Annotated in this window: 17 protein-coding genes; 6 read left to right on the forward strand and 11 right to left on the reverse strand. The window is 63.1% G+C overall.

The features are described from left to right. Positions 1-6 precede the first annotated feature (6 nt). From J0X03_RS19460 to J0X03_RS19470, 3 genes are read right to left on the reverse strand one after another with little or no spacing between them, the layout of a single operon-like run. Positions 7-549, reverse strand: coding sequence for a 1,2-dihydroxy-3-keto-5-methylthiopentene dioxygenase (locus tag J0X03_RS19460; protein ID WP_033641961.1), 543 nt, complete (start codon positions 547-549; stop codon positions 7-9). Beyond that, positions 546-1,235, reverse strand: coding sequence for an acireductone synthase (gene mtnC, locus J0X03_RS19465; RefSeq protein ID WP_046688277.1), 690 nt, complete (start codon positions 1,233-1,235; stop codon positions 546-548). The genes J0X03_RS19460 and mtnC overlap by 4 nt, the downstream gene beginning before the upstream one ends. Continuing rightward, a complete protein-coding gene (locus J0X03_RS19470; protein WP_046688276.1) occupies positions 1,232-1,846 on the reverse strand; it encodes a methylthioribulose 1-phosphate dehydratase in 615 nt (204 codons plus the stop codon). Before J0X03_RS19470 ends, mtnC begins: the two co-directional genes overlap by 4 nt. A gap of 164 nt (positions 1,847-2,010) precedes the next feature. Between J0X03_RS19470 and J0X03_RS19475 the strand changes: the two genes are divergently transcribed. Continuing rightward, on the forward strand, positions 2,011-3,171 hold the full coding sequence (locus tag J0X03_RS19475; RefSeq protein ID WP_160203997.1) for a pyridoxal phosphate-dependent aminotransferase: 1,161 nt from the start codon (positions 2,011-2,013) through the stop codon (positions 3,169-3,171). Further along, positions 3,159-3,932: an amidohydrolase gene (locus J0X03_RS19480; protein ID WP_033641957.1), complete on the forward strand. Its 774-nt coding sequence runs from the start codon at positions 3,159-3,161 to the stop codon at positions 3,930-3,932. The genes J0X03_RS19475 and J0X03_RS19480 overlap by 13 nt, the downstream gene beginning before the upstream one ends. On the opposite strand, the gene hpxK is transcribed toward J0X03_RS19480, so the two are convergent. From hpxK to J0X03_RS19515, 7 genes are all read right to left on the reverse strand, one after another. Then, positions 3,933-5,177, reverse strand: a complete 1,245-nt coding sequence (gene hpxK / locus J0X03_RS19485; RefSeq protein WP_142001948.1) for an allantoate amidohydrolase — start codon at positions 5,175-5,177, stop codon at positions 3,933-3,935. Then, positions 5,174-6,418, reverse strand: a complete 1,245-nt coding sequence (locus J0X03_RS19490) for a pyridoxal-phosphate-dependent aminotransferase family protein (protein ID WP_149542534.1) — start codon at positions 6,416-6,418, stop codon at positions 5,174-5,176. Before J0X03_RS19490 ends, hpxK begins: the two co-directional genes overlap by 4 nt. Positions 6,419-6,464: 46 nt before the next feature. Further along, positions 6,465-7,208 (reverse strand): amino acid ABC transporter ATP-binding protein, encoded by a 744-nt coding sequence (locus J0X03_RS19495; protein ID WP_033641954.1) that lies wholly within the window; start codon positions 7,206-7,208, stop codon positions 6,465-6,467. Next, positions 7,189-7,845 carry an amino acid ABC transporter permease gene (locus J0X03_RS19500; protein WP_033641953.1) on the reverse strand — a complete coding sequence of 219 codons (657 nt, stop codon included), beginning with the start codon at positions 7,843-7,845 and terminating at the stop codon, positions 7,189-7,191. The genes J0X03_RS19495 and J0X03_RS19500 overlap by 20 nt, the downstream gene beginning before the upstream one ends. Beyond that, positions 7,845-8,510, reverse strand: coding sequence for an amino acid ABC transporter permease (locus tag J0X03_RS19505; RefSeq protein ID WP_033634112.1), 666 nt, complete (start codon positions 8,508-8,510; stop codon positions 7,845-7,847). Before J0X03_RS19505 ends, J0X03_RS19500 begins: the two co-directional genes overlap by 1 nt. 12 nt (positions 8,511-8,522) lie before the next feature. After that, the gene (locus J0X03_RS19510) at positions 8,523-9,314 is read right to left on the reverse strand and encodes a transporter substrate-binding domain-containing protein (RefSeq protein WP_033641952.1); all 792 of its coding nucleotides are present in this window, start codon (positions 9,312-9,314) and stop codon (positions 8,523-8,525) included. A gap of 216 nt (positions 9,315-9,530) precedes the next feature. After that, positions 9,531-10,370 (reverse strand): MurR/RpiR family transcriptional regulator, encoded by an 840-nt coding sequence (locus tag J0X03_RS19515; RefSeq protein WP_033651179.1) that lies wholly within the window; start codon positions 10,368-10,370, stop codon positions 9,531-9,533. A 142-nt stretch (positions 10,371-10,512) separates the two neighbouring features. Between J0X03_RS19515 and J0X03_RS19520 the strand changes: the two genes are divergently transcribed. From J0X03_RS19520 to hpxZ, 4 genes are read left to right on the forward strand one after another with little or no spacing between them, the layout of a single operon-like run. Beyond that, positions 10,513-12,099 (forward strand): gamma-glutamyltransferase family protein, encoded by a 1,587-nt coding sequence (locus J0X03_RS19520; RefSeq protein ID WP_149542533.1) that lies wholly within the window; start codon positions 10,513-10,515, stop codon positions 12,097-12,099. 24 nt (positions 12,100-12,123) lie between these two features. Further along, positions 12,124-12,315 carry an oxalurate catabolism protein HpxX gene (gene hpxX, locus J0X03_RS19525; RefSeq protein WP_033651000.1) on the forward strand — a complete coding sequence of 64 codons (192 nt, stop codon included), beginning with the start codon at positions 12,124-12,126 and terminating at the stop codon, positions 12,313-12,315. Beyond that, positions 12,312-13,706, forward strand: a complete 1,395-nt coding sequence (locus tag J0X03_RS19530; RefSeq protein WP_160203996.1) for an AtzE family amidohydrolase — start codon at positions 12,312-12,314, stop codon at positions 13,704-13,706. The genes hpxX and J0X03_RS19530 overlap by 4 nt, the downstream gene beginning before the upstream one ends. Before the next feature lie 3 nt (positions 13,707-13,709). Beyond that, positions 13,710-14,099, forward strand: coding sequence for an oxalurate catabolism protein HpxZ (hpxZ, locus tag J0X03_RS19535; protein ID WP_033641948.1), 390 nt, complete (start codon positions 13,710-13,712; stop codon positions 14,097-14,099). 48 nt (positions 14,100-14,147) lie between these two features. Here hpxZ and J0X03_RS19540 read toward each other — a convergent pair whose 3' ends face one another. Continuing rightward, positions 14,148-15,026: a siderophore-interacting protein gene (locus J0X03_RS19540; RefSeq protein WP_160203995.1), complete on the reverse strand. Its 879-nt coding sequence runs from the start codon at positions 15,024-15,026 to the stop codon at positions 14,148-14,150. Positions 15,027-15,198 lie beyond the last annotated feature (172 nt).

A 15,198-nucleotide genomic window follows, 5' to 3' on the forward strand; every position in this document is an offset into this window, starting at 1 on the left:
TGACGATCAGTCCAGGCGCGGATAGGCATCGGCGATCGTGTCGCCGGTGAAATGCGCCACCCAGCCTTCCGGGTTGTCAAATACCCGGATCGCGGTAAAGTGCGGCGCCGAGCCCATATCGAACCAGTGACGGGTGTTGGCCGGCACTGAGATCAGATCGTTCTTTTCGCACAGGATCTGGAAGATCTTGCCGTCCAGATGCAGGCAAAACAACCCCGCCCCTTCAACGAAAAAGCGCACTTCATCCTCGCCGTGCGTGTGTTCGGACAGGAATTTTTCGCGCAGCGCCTGACGCTGCTCGTGGTCCGGCCGCATGCTGATCACGTCCCAACTCTGGTAGCCCTTTTCCGCCACCAGCCGGTCGATCTCATGCTGGTAGGCGGCGATCACCGCCTCCGGCTGCGGGTTGTCGCCCAACTCGCGATCCGCCTGCCAACGCTCAAAGCGCACGCCGATCTGCGCCAGCTGGCGCTGGATTTCCTGCGCGTCGCGGCTCTGCCACAGCGGCTGCTGCGGTGCTGTATCACTGAAAATGGTCAATCCACTCATGAGACAAACTCCCCTAAATCGATGTGATCAAAACGGCTGACCTGCGGATGCCGGCTCTGTGCGTCCGCCTCATCGCGGATCAGCTGGCAGGTATGCCAGCCGGCGGCCTGCGCGGCGTCCAGCTCCTGGTGAATATCGGACAGGAACAGCAGTTCGTCGGGCGCGATGCCGATAGCCTGCGCGATGTTACGGTACGACGCGGTTTCACGCTTGGCGCCGACGCGGGTGTCGAAATAGCCGCTGAACAGCGGCTGCAGATCGCCGGCGTCGCTGTGGCCGAACAGCAGCTTCTGCGCCTCCACCGAACCGGAGGAATAAACGTAAAGCTTCAGCCCCTGGCGCTGCCAGGCGGCCAACTGCCCGGCGACCTCCGGATAAAGATGTCCGCGGAAGTCGCCCTCGCGATAGCCGCTGCGCCAGATGATGCCCTGCAGCGCCTTGAGCGCGGTGGATTTGCGATCTTCATCCATAAAGCGATACAGCGCGGCGATCAGCGCGTCGAGATCCGCCTGCGGCTGGTCAATTTCAGCGCGCAGCGCCGCCAACGGCGCGGCGACTTCGCTCTCCGTGGCGTGACGGCGTACAAAATCCGCCAGCCGCTCGCGGGCATAGGGAAACAGCACCTGATGCACGAAGCGAATATCGCTGGTGGTGCCTTCAATATCGGTCACGATAGCGCGGATCATTTCGCCTCCAGCAAGCGACGTTGCAGTTCACACTGGAACAGGAATTCCAGCCCTTCGAGATGGCGGCGGGCTTCCGCCACCTGGCTTCCCCAGCAATAGAGACCGTGGCCGCGCACCAGAAAACCGTACTGCAGCGGCGTGACCTCGGCATAGGCCGCGACGCGCGACGCCAGCCGGGGAATGTCCTGATCGTTATCGAAAATAGGGATCGCCACGCAGTCCAGGTGGCTGCGCTGACCGGCGAGCGACTTTTGCATTTCGTACCCCTGCAGCACCAACGCATCGCCGCGTTCCACCCGCGACAACACGGTGGCGTTGACGGAATGGGTATGCAACACCGCGCCAAGGTGCGGGTACAAGCGATAGAGCAGCGTATGCAGCCCGGTTTCCGCCGACGGCGTACGGCCGCTCGGCACGTGATTGTCAGCGATATCCACCCGCAGAAAATCGGCGGCGCTCAGACTCCCTTTGTCTTTGCCGGACTCGGTGACCAGGCACTGGCGTTCGTCGAGGCGCAGCGACATGTTGCCGCCGGTCGCCGGACACCAGCCTTTGTCGCCAATCCAGTGGCAGGCCGCCAGTAATGCGGTAAGTTGCGGATTCTCCGTCATTGTTATCGTTTCCCGTTCGGTATAGCGGTCAGCAGGTGAGGCTTAGCCGGCTGCGCGACAGGCTAAGCACTTTTTCGCATTTAGCCATCTAAGCGTCTTGATTGCCAAATACTAGCATCGTGTTATATTGACGGCAATATAAGCGCCTGGAGTATTCACCTGCTATGAGCACTTCCGCATTGATTCCCGACAGTAAACTGCCTGCCCTGGGCACCACCATCTTCACCCAGATGAGCGCGCTGGCGCAGCAGCATCAGGCGATCAACCTGTCGCAGGGCTTCCCTGATTTTGACGGGCCGGACTACCTGAAAGCACGCCTGGCCTGGCACGTCGCCCAGGGCGCCAACCAATATGCGCCAATGACCGGCGTGGCGGCGCTGCGCGAAGCCATCGCCGACAAAACCGCCGAGCTGTATGGCTGGCAGCCGGATGCCGGCAGCGAAGTGACCCTCACCGCCGGTGCCACCGAAGCGCTGTTCGCCGCCATCACCGCGCTGGTGCGCCCCGGCGATGAGGTAGTCTGTTTCGATCCGAGCTACGACAGCTACGCGCCGGCGGTGACGCTGGCCGGCGGCGTACTCAAACGCCTCGCCCTGCAGCCGCCCGCATTTGCCGTGGATTGGCAACGGTTCGCCGCCGCGCTGTCGCCGCGCACCCGTCTGGTGATCGTCAATACGCCGCACAACCCGTCCGCCACCGCCTGGCAGGCGGAAGACATGCAGCAGCTGTGGCACGCCATCGCCGAGCGCGAGATCTACGTGCTCAGCGACGAAGTCTACGAACACATCTGCTTCGCCAAAGGCGGGCACGCCAGCGTGTTGGCCCACCCACAATTGCGCCAACGGGCGATCGCGGTGTCCTCCTTCGGTAAAACCTTCCACATGACCGGCTGGAAAGTGGGTTACTGCGTGGCGCCCGCCGCGCTGAGCGCCGAGGTGCGCAAGGTGCATCAATACCTGACCTTCTCGGTCAACACCCCGGCGCAGCTGGCGCTAGCGGATAGCCTGCGCGCCGAGCCGGAGCACTGGCGACAGTTGCCGGCATTCTACCGCGCCAAGCGCGACCGCTTCGTGCAAGCGCTGGCGAGCAGCCGACTGGAAATTTTACCCTGCGCCGGTACATACTTCTTGCTGGCGGACTACAGCGCCATCTCCGATCTGGACGATGTGGCGTTCTGCCATTGGTTAACCGAGCACGTGGGCGTGGCGGCCATTCCGCTGTCGGTCTTCTGTGCCGATCCTTTCCCCCATAAATTGATCCGGCTGTGCTTCGCTAAACAGGACGCCACGCTGGATGCAGCTGCGGAGCGGTTATGTCGACTTTAAAAATTACCCTGTTGCAGCAACCTCTGGTCTGGCGCGACGGCCTCGCTAACCTGGCCGCCTTCGACGCGTTGCTAGCGCCGATCGTCGGGCGCGATCTCATCGTCTTGCCGGAAATGTTCACCACCGGTTTTGCCATGGATGCCGGCGAGAGCGCCCTGCCCGAACAGCAGGTGATCGACTGGCTGCACGGTTGGGCGGTGAAAAGCCACGCGTTGATCGGCGGCAGCGTGGCGCTGAAAACCGCCGAAGGCGCGGTCAATCGCTTTCTGCTGGTGGAGCCGGGCGGCCAGGTGCATGCCTATGATAAACGCCATCTGTTCCGCATGGCCGGCGAACACCTGCACTATCAGGCCGGCAACCGGCGCGAAATCGTCGAGTGGCGCGGCTGGCGCATCCTGCCGCAGATCTGCTACGACCTGCGTTTCCCGGTCTGGGCGCGCTATCAGCAGGATTACGATCTGGCGCTGTACGTCGCCAACTGGCCGGCGCCGCGCAGCCGCCATTGGCAAACGCTGCTGGCGGCGCGGGCGATTGAAAATCAGGTGTATGTGGCGGGCTGCAACCGGGTGGGCGACGATCCGAACGGCCTGAACTACAGCGGAGACAGCCTGATCATCAGCCCGCAGGGCGAGATCCTGGCGGATGCCGAGCCCGGCGCAGCCGCGCGGCTGGACGCCGAGCTGTCGCTGGAAACCCTGCAGAGTTACCGCAGCGCCTTCCCGGCCTGGCGCGATGCCGACAGCTTTCTGCGTCTTGACTGATTAAACGCGATCCCAGCCGGCGATCGCCAGGCAATAGGCCTGGATCGCCAGCGCTACGTCCGCCTGCCGCACCGCTTCAGCCGGATGATGGCTGACGCCGCCGGCGCAACGCACGAACAGCATGCCGACCGGCCATTGCGCCGCCACGGCAATGGCGTCATGACCAGCGCCGCTCGGCAGCGCCAGACTCTGCCCCTGTACCTGCTCGACGGCCGCCTGCCAGCGGCGCTGCAGATCGCTATCGCAGGCGGTGGCGTCAATGCGGTAAAACTCCTCGCTGGCGAAGCGCGCTCCGCGGCGTGCGCAGATCGTCTGCGCCTGCGCCAGCAACGTCGCCAACAGCGCCGCCAGCGGCGCATCCTGCGGGCCGCGCACGTCGAGCGTCAATCGCACTTCGCCCGGGATCACGTTGGCCGCGCCCGGCAGGCTCTCGATGCAGCCGACGGTGGCCACCAGATGCGGATCGGCGGCGCGGGTCAACGTTTCAACCGCCGCTATCCATTCCGCCGCGGCCGCCAGCGCGTCTTTGCGCTGCCCCATCGGCACCGTACCGGCATGGCCCGCCTCCCCGCTAAAGACGCAGTTAAGCCGACGCGCGCCGTTGATCGCCGTCACCACCCCCAGCGCCAGGTCGGCCGCCTCCAGACATGGGCCCTGTTCGATATGCAATTCCAGATAAGCGCGGATTTCCTGCGGCGCGCGGCGCGCCTGCGCGATCGCCGTCGGCTCCAGCCCAAAGTCGCGCATGGCCTGCGCGATGCTCACCCCGTCCGCGTCAGTCTGCGCCAGCCATTCCTGCGGCCATTGGCCGGTCAAGCCGCGGCTGCCCAGCAACGTCACGCCGAAGCGAGCGCCCTCTTCGTCGGCAAAGCCGATCACCTCCAGCGCCAGCGGCAAACGACGCCCCTGGCGGTGGTATTGCGCCACCGTTTCCAGCGCCGTGAGCACGCCGAGCATGCCGTCATAACGCCCGGCGTTGCGCACCGTGTCCAGATGCGAACCGAGCAGCAGCGCGGGGGCGCCGGGCGTTAGCCCTTCATAACGGCCACAGATATTGCCGACGCTGTCTTGCCACACCCGCATGCCGCTCTCGCGCATCCATTCGCCCACCAGAACGTTGGCGCGCCGATGTTCCGCAGACAGATAAAGACGCGTCAGTTTACCGGGCTCCGCGCTGATCGCCGCCAGCTCGTCACAGCGCGCCATCACCCGCGCGGCGGCCTGCTGCGCCTCCTGCGGCGTCATTCTGGCCGTCCTGCATCGTACAGGTTCCAGGCCGTCTGGAGGGCCTCCCCCTGTTGCGTGGCGAAGCCCAACCGGTTCAACACCGCCTCCAGCGCCGCCAGCGTTTGCAGCACGCAATCTTTGCGCGCGTTGTAGCCCATGGTGCCGATGCGCCAGATCTTGCCCTGCAGCGGGCCGAACGAGGTGCCGATTTCGATAGCGAAATCGTTCAGCATCATCTGCCGCACCTGCTCGCCGTGCACCTGCGGCGGGATCATCACGCCGAGCACGTTATTCATGCGGTGCTCGAGATCGCCGAACACCGCCAGCCCCATGCCTTGGATGCCCGCCAGCATCGCCGCGCCGTGCAGCCGGTGGCGGGCAATGGCCTGATCCAGCCCTTCCTCGAGGATCACCCGCGCGCATTCTCGCGCCGCGAACAACATGCTGGTGGCTTCGGTATGGTGATTCAGGCGTTCCGGCCCCCAATAATCCATGATCATGCCGAGGTCGAAATAGTTGGAGTAGATCATCTCGTCGTCGCCGTCGGCATGTTCGGCGGTGCGGATCCCCTCCTCCACGCATTTGCGACGGCGCACGATCTCTTCAAACTGCGGGCTGAGGGTGACCGGCGAACTGCCGGAAGGGCCGCCCAGGCACTTCTGCAGCCCGGCGGAGACCGCATCCAGCCCCCAGGCGTCGGTCTCCAGCGGGTTCCCGCCAAAAGACGCCGTCGCATCGGTATAGAACAGCACGCCGTGGCGGCGGCAGATATCGCCCAGCTCATGCAGCGGCTGCAGCATGGTGGTGGACGTATCGCCCTGCACCGTCAGCAGCAGGCGCGGGCGCACCCGCTTAATCGCGTCTTCGATGCGATCGGCGCTGAACACCTCGCCCCACGGCGCGTCTATCGTGTGTACCTCGGCGCGACAACGGCGGGCAATTTCGCACAGCAGATGTCCGAAGCGGCCGAATACCGGCACCAGCACCTTATCGCCCGGACGAATGGCAGAAACCAGCAGCGCCTCGATGCCGGCGCGCGAGGTGCCGTCCACCAGCATCGTCCAGCGGTTTTCGGTGCGGAACAGCGCGCGATACAGCGCCATGACCTGATTCATGTAACCGGTCATTGCCGGATCGTACTGGCCGATCAGTTGGCTCGACATGGCGCGCAGCACGCGCGGATCGGCGTTGATCGGCCCCGGCCCCATCAACAGGCGCGCCGGCGGGTTAATCTGTTCGAACTGCGGAGTAGTTAGCATGTTATTTCCTTACCAGCTTAATAACTTGTCATTTTATTTGCCGAAATCAGGCTTCTGACAACCCGCGCACAGAAGCGATAAACTGTTTCAATTCCTGCGTTTGCGGATTGGCGAACAGCGTGCGGCTATTTCCCTGCTCCCACACCTTGCCCTGGTGCATAAATACCACCCGGTCGCCCACCTCGCGGGCGAAGCTCATTTCATGAGTGACCAGAATCAGCGTCATGCCCTCTCGCGCCAACTGTTCCAGCACCTTCAGGACTTCACCCACCAGCTCGGGATCCAGCGCCGAGGTGATCTCATCGCACAGCAACACCTTCGGTTTCATCGCCAGCGCCCGGGCGATCGCCACCCGCTGCTGTTGCCCGCCGGAAAGGTTGGCCGGCGCGTAATGCATGCGCTCACCCAACCCCACCTTGTTCAGCATCTGTTCGGCCAACTCGCGGCACTCGGCAGCACTTTTTTTCAGCACCCGGCGCGGCGCCAGCATCACGTTTTCCAGCGCCGTCATATGCGGGAACAGGTTGAAGTTCTGAAACACCATGCCAATCGAGCGGCTGATTTCACGCGCCTGCGAATCGCGATCGGTGATGGTCATGCCGCCCAGTTTGATGCTCCCTTCCTGATACCCCTCCAGCCCGTTGATGCAGCGCAATAGCGTGCTTTTACCAGACCCGCTGCGGCCGATGATCGAGACCACCTGCCCCATGTCGATATCCAGATCCACGCCCTTCAACACATGATTCTGACCGTAATATTTTTGAACCTGATTAATGGTGATGATCGGCATGGCATTTCTTCTCCAGATAATGGCTGTAACGCGACAAGGGATAGCACATCAGGAAATAGCCCAATGCGACCAGACCAAACACCTTGAAGGGCTGATAAGTCACATTGTTCAGCATGGTGCCGGCCTTGGTCAGCTCGACGAAGCCAATGATCGACGCCAAGGCGGTGCCCTTGATCACCTGAACCGAGAAACCGACGGTCGGCGCAATGGCGATACGCACCGCCTGCGGCGTGATGACGCGCATCAGCGTCTGCGTGAAACTCAGCCCGAGACAACGGGCTGCCTCCCACTGACCTTTCGGCAAGGCGGCGATGCTGCCGGACCAGATATCCACCAGAAAAGCGCTGGTGAATAGCGTCAGCGCCAGCGCGGCCGCGGTCCATGGGCTGACGTCGACGCCGAACAGCGCCAGACCGAAAAACGCCAAAAACAGCTGCATCAGCAGCGGCGTGCCCTGAAACAGTTCAGCGTAAACGCGGACAAAACGCATTGCCCAGCGGCGCTTGCTCAGGCGCATCAACACCAGCGGCAGCGCCACCAGCGTGCCGCCGAAGAACGCCGTCAACGACAGCAGCAGCGTCCAGCGAGCCGCCAACAGCAGATTGCGCACGATGTCCCAATCGGTAAACGTCAGCATCAGTTCCGGCTCCCTAAAAAACGCCGCCCGGCGGCCAGTAACAGTTGACGCATCAACAGCGACAACAACAGATAAAGCAGCGCCGTCACCAGATAGACTTCAAAGCTGAGGAAGGTGCGCGACTGGATCAGGTTGGCGGCGAAGGTCAGCTCTTCGAATGAGACCTGCGACACCACCGAGGATCCCAGCATCACGATGATGCACTGGCTCACCAACGCCGGATAAATACGCTGCAGCGACGGCGGCAGTACGATGCGTAAAAAGGTCTGGCTGCGGCTGAGCCCCAACACGCGCCCCGCTTCCCACTGCCCCTTCGGCGTGACCTGAATGCCGGCACGAATAATTTCGGTGCTGTAGGCGCCAAGGTTGATCACCATCGCCAGCAGCGCCGCCTGCCCGGCCGTCAGTTTCCAGCCCAGGCTCGGCAGGCCGAACACGATGAAGAACAACTGCACGACGAACGGCGTGTTGCGCACCACTTCGACGTAAACGCCCCAAAGGCGGCTCAGCGCGCCGGCCCGGCCGCTGCGGATCGCCGCGCCGCAAATGCCCAGCGCAACCCCCATCAACGTCGCCAGCGCCGTCAGCGCCATCGTCGTCAGTAACCCCGCCAACAGCTCAGGCATGTAGGGCCAGAGCGCGGAGAAATTCAGCTGATAGGTCATCCGCCGCTCCCGTTATGCGCCAAAACCATCGGGCAGCGGCGCCTTCAACCATTTCTCCGACAGGCCATTCAGCGTCTTGTCCGCCAGCGCCTGTCCAATCAGCGCATCCACCGCCGCTTTCAAGGCCGGTTCTCCCTGGCGCAACCCCACGAAGCACGGCGAATCTTTCAACATGAACTTGGCGGCCGGCGCCTTGCCCGGATTCTGGCGCGCCAGGGCGCTCACCACCATGTTACCGGTGGCGATGTACTGCACCTGCCCGGAGAGATAGGCCGACAGCGTCGTGTTGTTATCCTCATAACGCTTGATCTGCGCCCCTTTAGGCGCGCCGTCGCTCAGCACCATATCCTCCACCGCACCGCGCGTGACGCCGACGGTCTTGCCATCGAGCTGCGCCATGTCCGCCAACGCGCCGTCTTTAGGACCAAAGACCCCCAGGAAGAACGGCGCATAGGCGCGGCTGAAGGCGATGGTCTTTTCACGCTCCGGATTTTTGCCCAGGCTGGAGATCACCAGATCCACTTTATTGGTCTGCAGATAAGGCACCCGGTTGGCGCTGGTGACCGGCACCAACTGCAACTTAAGTTTCATCTTATCGGCCAGATAACGCGCCATATCGATGTCATAACCCTGGGGCTGCAGATCGGTGCCCACCGAGCCGAATGGCGGGAAATCCTGCGGCACCGCCACGCGCAGGACGCCGCGCTGCCGGATCTCTTGCAATTGATCCGCCATGGTCGGCGCGGCCTGCGCCAGCAAGGCGATCCCAGTGAAAACCGTCCACAGCGTTTTTTTGATGTTCATAGCGTATCCCCGATGGTGAAAAGATGAAACAAAAGATTCTTACACCACAGACTCTGCAACTAATGTGCCAATCGAAAATATTTCGAACCCATGCCTTAACTGGCGCTAATTAACGAGAAAAAACCTGCCGACCTCAGCGGGCCGGCGACGGAGAAAGGGAAAGCAGGCAGGCCAGAGATGCACCGAAAATGTGCATCAGCACCAAAAAAGCGCCGGTTAGCGCGGTTCCAGTTCGTCCAAATCCTGATACAGACCGGCAATATGATGAATACGCGATCGCCCCTGCTCCAACATCTCATGCAGCAGGGCGTTACTGAGCAGGTTACATAAGCTCATGGCGGCTGAATAGCTGTCGAAGGCGGAGACGCTGTCCAGCGAAGCGGCCAAATGCCAGTCCGCCAGCGGGATCAGCGACTGCGCCTGCGGTTCGCAGATCAACAGCGTCGGCACCCGGCGAGTTTGCAGCTGTGTCAGTATCGCCTTGAGCTGACGCGGCCGGCGCCGAAACGCCACCACCACCGCCATATCCTGCGGCGCGAGCTCGACCAGCTCCTCCGCCAGCGTCTGGCCGGGCTGCGGCATCAGCAGCACCCGCTCCCGCACCTGCATCAGCTGCTGACGCAGATGCATGGCTATCGGATAGCTGTTGCGAAACCCCAGCAGCGCGACCCGCCGCGCCCGCGCCAGCGCAGCGATCACCGCACCGAATTGCTCCACATCGAGATGGCTCACCCAGTGCGAGAGGTTAGCCATTTCCTGCTTGTAATGCCGCGCCAGCAGCGTATTACCCTGCACCGCATGCCTCTCGTCGGTCACCGGCATGCCGCTCTGGCGCAGGGTGCGCAGCTCAGCGCGCATGTCCTTGTAGCTGCGATACCCCAACCGCTTGAACAGCCTGCTGACCGTGGCTTTAGAAACCCCGCTCAAGCGCGCCAGCTCGGCGCTGTTGTAACTGATCAGGTCATCGAAATGATCGAGGATAAAGTCGGCGACGCGCTGTTCCTGCGGCGCCAATTGTGGATATTCGTTGCGCAGGCGTTCATCGAAGGGCTGCATCATCACTCTCGCTGTAACTTTTGTTTCACCGGAACATAGCACGCCCCGGCCCCTCTCTGACAAGCAATTAATCGTCCTGATTAAAAGTGGAACGCCTCTTGCTTCTGTTACCCGAACGCTCACCTCAGACAAGGGCACAAACATGATTAACAGCAATACCGCGCCACAGGGCATGGCGGTCACGCCACACCATCTCGCCAGCGAAAGCGCGCTGGCGGTGCTGCGCGAAGGCGGCAACGCCATTGAGGCGATGGTGGCCGCCGCCGCGACCATCGCCGTGGTCTATCCGCACATGAACGGCATCGGCGGTGACGGTTTCTGGCTGATCGTGCCGCCGCAGGGCGAGCCGCTGACCATCGACGCCAGCGGCGCCGCCGGCTCGCTGGCGACGCCGGCGCTGTACGCCGGAGAAAGCCGCATCCCGCAGCGCGGCCCAAAAGCGGCGTTGACCGTGGCCGGCACCGTCGGCGGCTGGCAGGAGGCGTTGGCCTATTCGGCCGAACTGGGCGAAACGCCGCTGCCGCTGTCGCGGTTGCTCGCCGACGCCATACGCTACGCCGCCGACGGCATTCCGGTCACCGCCTCCCAAGAGGCGGCGACGCGCAGCAAACGCCACGAGCTGGAGGAGTTCGCCCCCTTCGCCCGCATTTACCTGCCGCAGGGAAAGATCCCGCTTGCCGGCCAACGATTCTGCCAACCGCAGCTGGCCGATACGCTGATCGCACTAAGTGAGGACGGGCTCGACAGTTTTTATCGCGGGCCGCTGGCTGAGAGCATGGCGGCGGACATGGCGATGTTGGGCATGCCGCTCACCGCTCATGATCTGGCGAGTTATCGGCCATGCCGCCGTCCTCCGCTGCGCCTGGAACACCAAAAAGGTGAAATATTCAATCTGGCTCCCCCGACCCAAGGGCTGGTGTCGCTTGCCATCCTCGGGCTGACCGACCGTCTGCCGCTGGTCGGACAGAGCGAAGGCGCCGTGGTGCACGCCGTGGTCGAGGCCACCAAGCTGGCGTTCGATCTGCGCGACCGTTTCATCACCGATCCGCGCCACATGACGCAGGATCCGCAGGCGCTGCTGGCGGCCGACCATTTGGATAGGCTGGCCGGGCGCATCGACGGCCAAAAAGCGGCCGACTGGGGCCAGGGCAAAGGACCCGGCGATACGGTCTGGATGGGGGTGATGGACAGCAGCGGGCTGGCGGTCTCCTTCATTCAGAGCATCTACCACGAATTCGGCAGCGGCATGGTACTGCCGAACAGCGGCGTCCTGTGGCAAAACCGCGGCGCCTCTTTCAGCCTGGACGCCGATCATCTGCTGGCGCTGGCGCCGGGCAAGCAGCCGTTCCATACGCTGAACCCGGCCGCCGCCCGGCTGTATGACGGACGCACGCTGATCTACGGCTCGATGGGCGGTGACGGCCAGCCGCAGACTCAAGCGGCGTTGTTCGTGCGGCACGTGGTGCAAGGGCTGCCGCTGCAGCAGGCGATCAGCGCGCCGCGCTGGCTGCTGGGGCGAACCTGGGGCGAAAGTTCGGACTCGTTGAAGCTTGAGGGGCGCTTTAACGCGGCGACCCTCGACTATCTGCGACAGCGCGGCCACGCCGTTGAACTGCTGCCGGCGTTCAGCGAAACGGTCGGCCATGCCGGCGCCGTCGTACGCCACACCAACGGCATGTTCGAAGGCGCTTTCGATCCGCGAAGCAACGGCAGCGCCGCCGGCTTCTGACTCTCTTATTTATCGGGATCGCTTATGAACAATCAACACGCCGCCGATTGGGCGGCCTATATCCACCAGATGGAAACCGTGCTGGCCGTGGAACTGGACGATGTCCGCCGCCGGGAACTGTTGAAACAGATCGAACGCATCGCCGCGCTGGCCGAACCGCTGATGGCCTTCCCGCTGGATCCGCGCCAGGAAATCGCGGGGGTATATCGCCCATGAATCCCTTAAGCGCCCTGTCGCTCGCCGAGATCCGTACGGCCCTTGAACGCGGCGCGCTCTCGGCGCGCGAGATCGTCCGGCATACGCTCGATCACATCGACCGTCAGAATCCCGCGCTGAACGCCTTTACGCACATCACCCGGGAACGCATGCAAAAAGAAGCCGATCGCCTTGACCGTTCGCGCGCGCTTGGGCAAACGCTGCCCGCTTTGGCCGGCATTCCCTATGCGGTAAAAAATCTGTTCGACGTCGCCGGTGAAACCACGCTGGCCGGCGCCCGCCTGTTCAGCGATCGGCCACCGGCCGGCCGCGACGCCTGGGGCGTCTCCCGGCTGGCGGATCAAGGCGCGTTGCTTTGCGGCATGTTGAACATGGACGCCTACGCCTACGGTTTCACCACCGAGAACAGCCATTACGGCGCCACCCGAAACCCGCATGACCTCGGGCGCATCGCCGGCGGCTCTTCGGGCGGCTCGGCCGCAGCGGTGGCGGCCGGCTTGGTGACCTTTTCGCTCGGCAGCGACACCAATGGCTCAATACGCGTGCCCGCCTCGCTGTGCGGCATTTATGGTCTGAAACCGACCTTCGGCCGTCTTTCGCGCAGCGGCAGCCAGCCGTTTGTCGACAGCCTGGATCACATCGGCCCGTTCGCCCGCCGGGTGCACGATCTCGCGACGGTGTATGATGCGATGCAGGGCATCGACGCCGAGGATCCGTTCCAGAACGATCGGCCGATTTCCCGCACCGAAGCGTTGCTGGCGCAGGGCAGCCAGAACCTGCGCTGCGCCGTGTTAGGCGGCTATTTCCTGCAATGGTGCAATGATGACGCCAAAGCCGCAGTCAACCAGGTGGCGCAAGCGCTGGCAGCCAGCGCCGAAGTCGAGCTGCCGCAGGCCGAGCTGGCCCGATCGGCGGCCTTTATCCTCAGCGCCTCAGAGGGCGGCCATCGCTATCTGCCGCAGTTGCGCAGCCAACCCGAACGCTTCGAGCCACTGTCGCGAGAACGACTGCTGGCCGGCGCCATGCTCCCCGCCACCTGGTATTTGCAGGCACAGCGCTTTCGTCACGCGTTTCGCCGGCAAGCCGCGCCGCTGTTCAAGCACTGGGACATTTTGATCGCCCCGGCGACGCCGTGCAGCGCCACGCCGATCGGCCAGGAAACGATGCGCATCAACGGCGTCGATCTGCCGATCCGCGCCAGTATGGGCATGCTGACGCAGCCGATTTCCTTCCTTGGCCTGCCGGTCGTGACGGTTCCTTTGAAAAGCGCATCCGGTCTGCCGATCGGCCTGCAACTGATCGCCCCGCCGTGGCGCGAAGATTTGGCGCTGCGCGCCGCCTATGCGCTGGAATGCGCCGGCATCGCCACTTGCGTCTGCAAACAGGAGTAATCAATGAACAGTGAACATATCGATCGGCCGGCGGTGCTGGCGGAGGTCAACGCCGCCTTTTACCGCTATGAGCAGGCGTTAATCAGCAATGACATCGATGTGCTGGACGAGTTGTTCTGGCACGACGCGCGCACGGTGCGCTATGGCGCCACCGAAAGCCTCTACGGTATCGACGAGATCCGCGATTTTCGTCAACGGCGCCCGGCCAACGGACTGGAGCGGCTGTTGGAAAACACCCAAATCACGACTTTTGGTGAAGATATGGCGGTGGCCAGCACGGAATTTCATCGACCGGGCAGCAACCGCAGGGGGCGGCAAATGCAAACCTGGGTCAAGCTGCCCTGTGGCTGGCGCATCGTAGCGGCGCACGTCAGCCTGCTCGACGCGCCTTAGGCCTCCAGGCGGTAGAGCCCATGATGAAGGCGCACGGCGGCGGCCGACTCAGCACCAATAGGCCATGAAGTTGACGGTAGCGCGATCCAGATCGCGTTCGCCGATCAGATAACGCCGCAGCGTTTTCACCGTGGAAGACTCGGCCGCCACCCAGGCATAAAAAGCGTTACCGCCGGCCGCACGCTCCCACAATACCTCATCGCTCAGGCTGCTTTCCGCCAGGGACTGCGCCTGCGCACACGCCGACGCGGGGATAACGACCCGCTGGCGCACCGCCTCCACCAGCAGCGTGCCATGCGCCATTTGGTGGCCCACGTCACGCGGCAGCCAGTAAACCTCGGCGAACGGGAAACGGGCCAAATCCAGGCAATCCCCCGCCACCGGCACCTCAAAAAATGCCTGCACTCGCGGCGGATTGGCCTGCTGCGCCAGCTGCTCCAGAATACCCATCGCCGCCGGCACCGCCGTCTCATCGGCGATCAACAGCGCCTGCTGCAACTGCGCCGGCGGCACCCATTCGTAGCCGCCGCTGTCGCCGTCGAAGTCAGCGTTGGGAGCGACCGTCTGAAGGGCGTCACCCGGCTCGGCGTGGGTCGCCCAAGCGGAGGCCGGGCCGTTCACGCCATGCAGCACGAATTCGACGTCCATCTGATTCTGCTCACAGCGCAGCGCACGCAGCGTATAGGTGCGCATCACCGGACGCTGTTCTTTGGGGAGCGCCATGTAATCGCCGTACCAGTCCGGGCCGTTGGCCAACGGCGTGATCTTGCCGTCCGCCGCCGGGAACAGCAGTTTGATGCGCTGGTCAGGCGCTTCCAGCTTCATGCGATGAACATCCGCACCTTCAAACACGCAGCGCAGCAGCGAGGGCGAAATCAGCGTTTTGCTTTTCAGGGTGATATCAAAAATTCTGTAGCTGGCGGACATGTTCTCGACTCTCCGGCAACGGCTGTCGCTTTTACGTATGACCGATCGGCTGCCGTGTTGGCGGCGTGGCCGCGCGATCGCGCAGCGGATAAATGTTAATAAAACTAATTAATTACGTTAATGCATAGCAAAAAATCATATCATGATTTTATTGATAACAAGAAACGTTATT

Source organism: Serratia ureilytica (assembly GCF_017309605.1).
Classification (GTDB): Bacteria; Pseudomonadota; Gammaproteobacteria; order Enterobacterales; family Enterobacteriaceae; genus Serratia; species Serratia ureilytica.

Coding starts and splice junctions, on each gene's coding strand:
- J0X03_RS19460 (WP_033641961.1), bottom strand. CDS start 549: ATGAGTGGATTGACCATTTTCAGTGATACAGCACCGCAGCAGCCGCTG.
- mtnC (WP_046688277.1), bottom strand. CDS start 1,235: ATGATCCGCGCTATCGTGACCGATATTGAAGGCACCACCAGCGATATT.
- J0X03_RS19470 (WP_046688276.1), bottom strand. CDS start 1,846: ATGACGGAGAATCCGCAACTTACCGCATTACTGGCGGCCTGCCACTGG.
- J0X03_RS19475 (WP_160203997.1), top strand. CDS start 2,011: ATGAGCACTTCCGCATTGATTCCCGACAGTAAACTGCCTGCCCTGGGC.
- J0X03_RS19480 (WP_033641957.1), top strand. CDS start 3,159: ATGTCGACTTTAAAAATTACCCTGTTGCAGCAACCTCTGGTCTGGCGC.
- hpxK (WP_142001948.1), bottom strand. CDS start 5,177: ATGACGCCGCAGGAGGCGCAGCAGGCCGCCGCGCGGGTGATGGCGCGC.
- J0X03_RS19490 (WP_149542534.1), bottom strand. CDS start 6,418: ATGCTAACTACTCCGCAGTTCGAACAGATTAACCCGCCGGCGCGCCTG.
- J0X03_RS19495 (WP_033641954.1), bottom strand. CDS start 7,208: ATGCCGATCATCACCATTAATCAGGTTCAAAAATATTACGGTCAGAAT.
- J0X03_RS19500 (WP_033641953.1), bottom strand. CDS start 7,845: ATGCTGACGTTTACCGATTGGGACATCGTGCGCAATCTGCTGTTGGCG.
- J0X03_RS19505 (WP_033634112.1), bottom strand. CDS start 8,510: ATGACCTATCAGCTGAATTTCTCCGCGCTCTGGCCCTACATGCCTGAG.
- J0X03_RS19510 (WP_033641952.1), bottom strand. CDS start 9,314: ATGAACATCAAAAAAACGCTGTGGACGGTTTTCACTGGGATCGCCTTG.
- J0X03_RS19515 (WP_033651179.1), bottom strand. CDS start 10,370: ATGCAGCCCTTCGATGAACGCCTGCGCAACGAATATCCACAATTGGCG.
- J0X03_RS19520 (WP_149542533.1), top strand. CDS start 10,513: ATGATTAACAGCAATACCGCGCCACAGGGCATGGCGGTCACGCCACAC.
- hpxX (WP_033651000.1), top strand. CDS start 12,124: ATGAACAATCAACACGCCGCCGATTGGGCGGCCTATATCCACCAGATG.
- J0X03_RS19530 (WP_160203996.1), top strand. CDS start 12,312: ATGAATCCCTTAAGCGCCCTGTCGCTCGCCGAGATCCGTACGGCCCTT.
- hpxZ (WP_033641948.1), top strand. CDS start 13,710: ATGAACAGTGAACATATCGATCGGCCGGCGGTGCTGGCGGAGGTCAAC.
- J0X03_RS19540 (WP_160203995.1), bottom strand. CDS start 15,026: ATGTCCGCCAGCTACAGAATTTTTGATATCACCCTGAAAAGCAAAACG.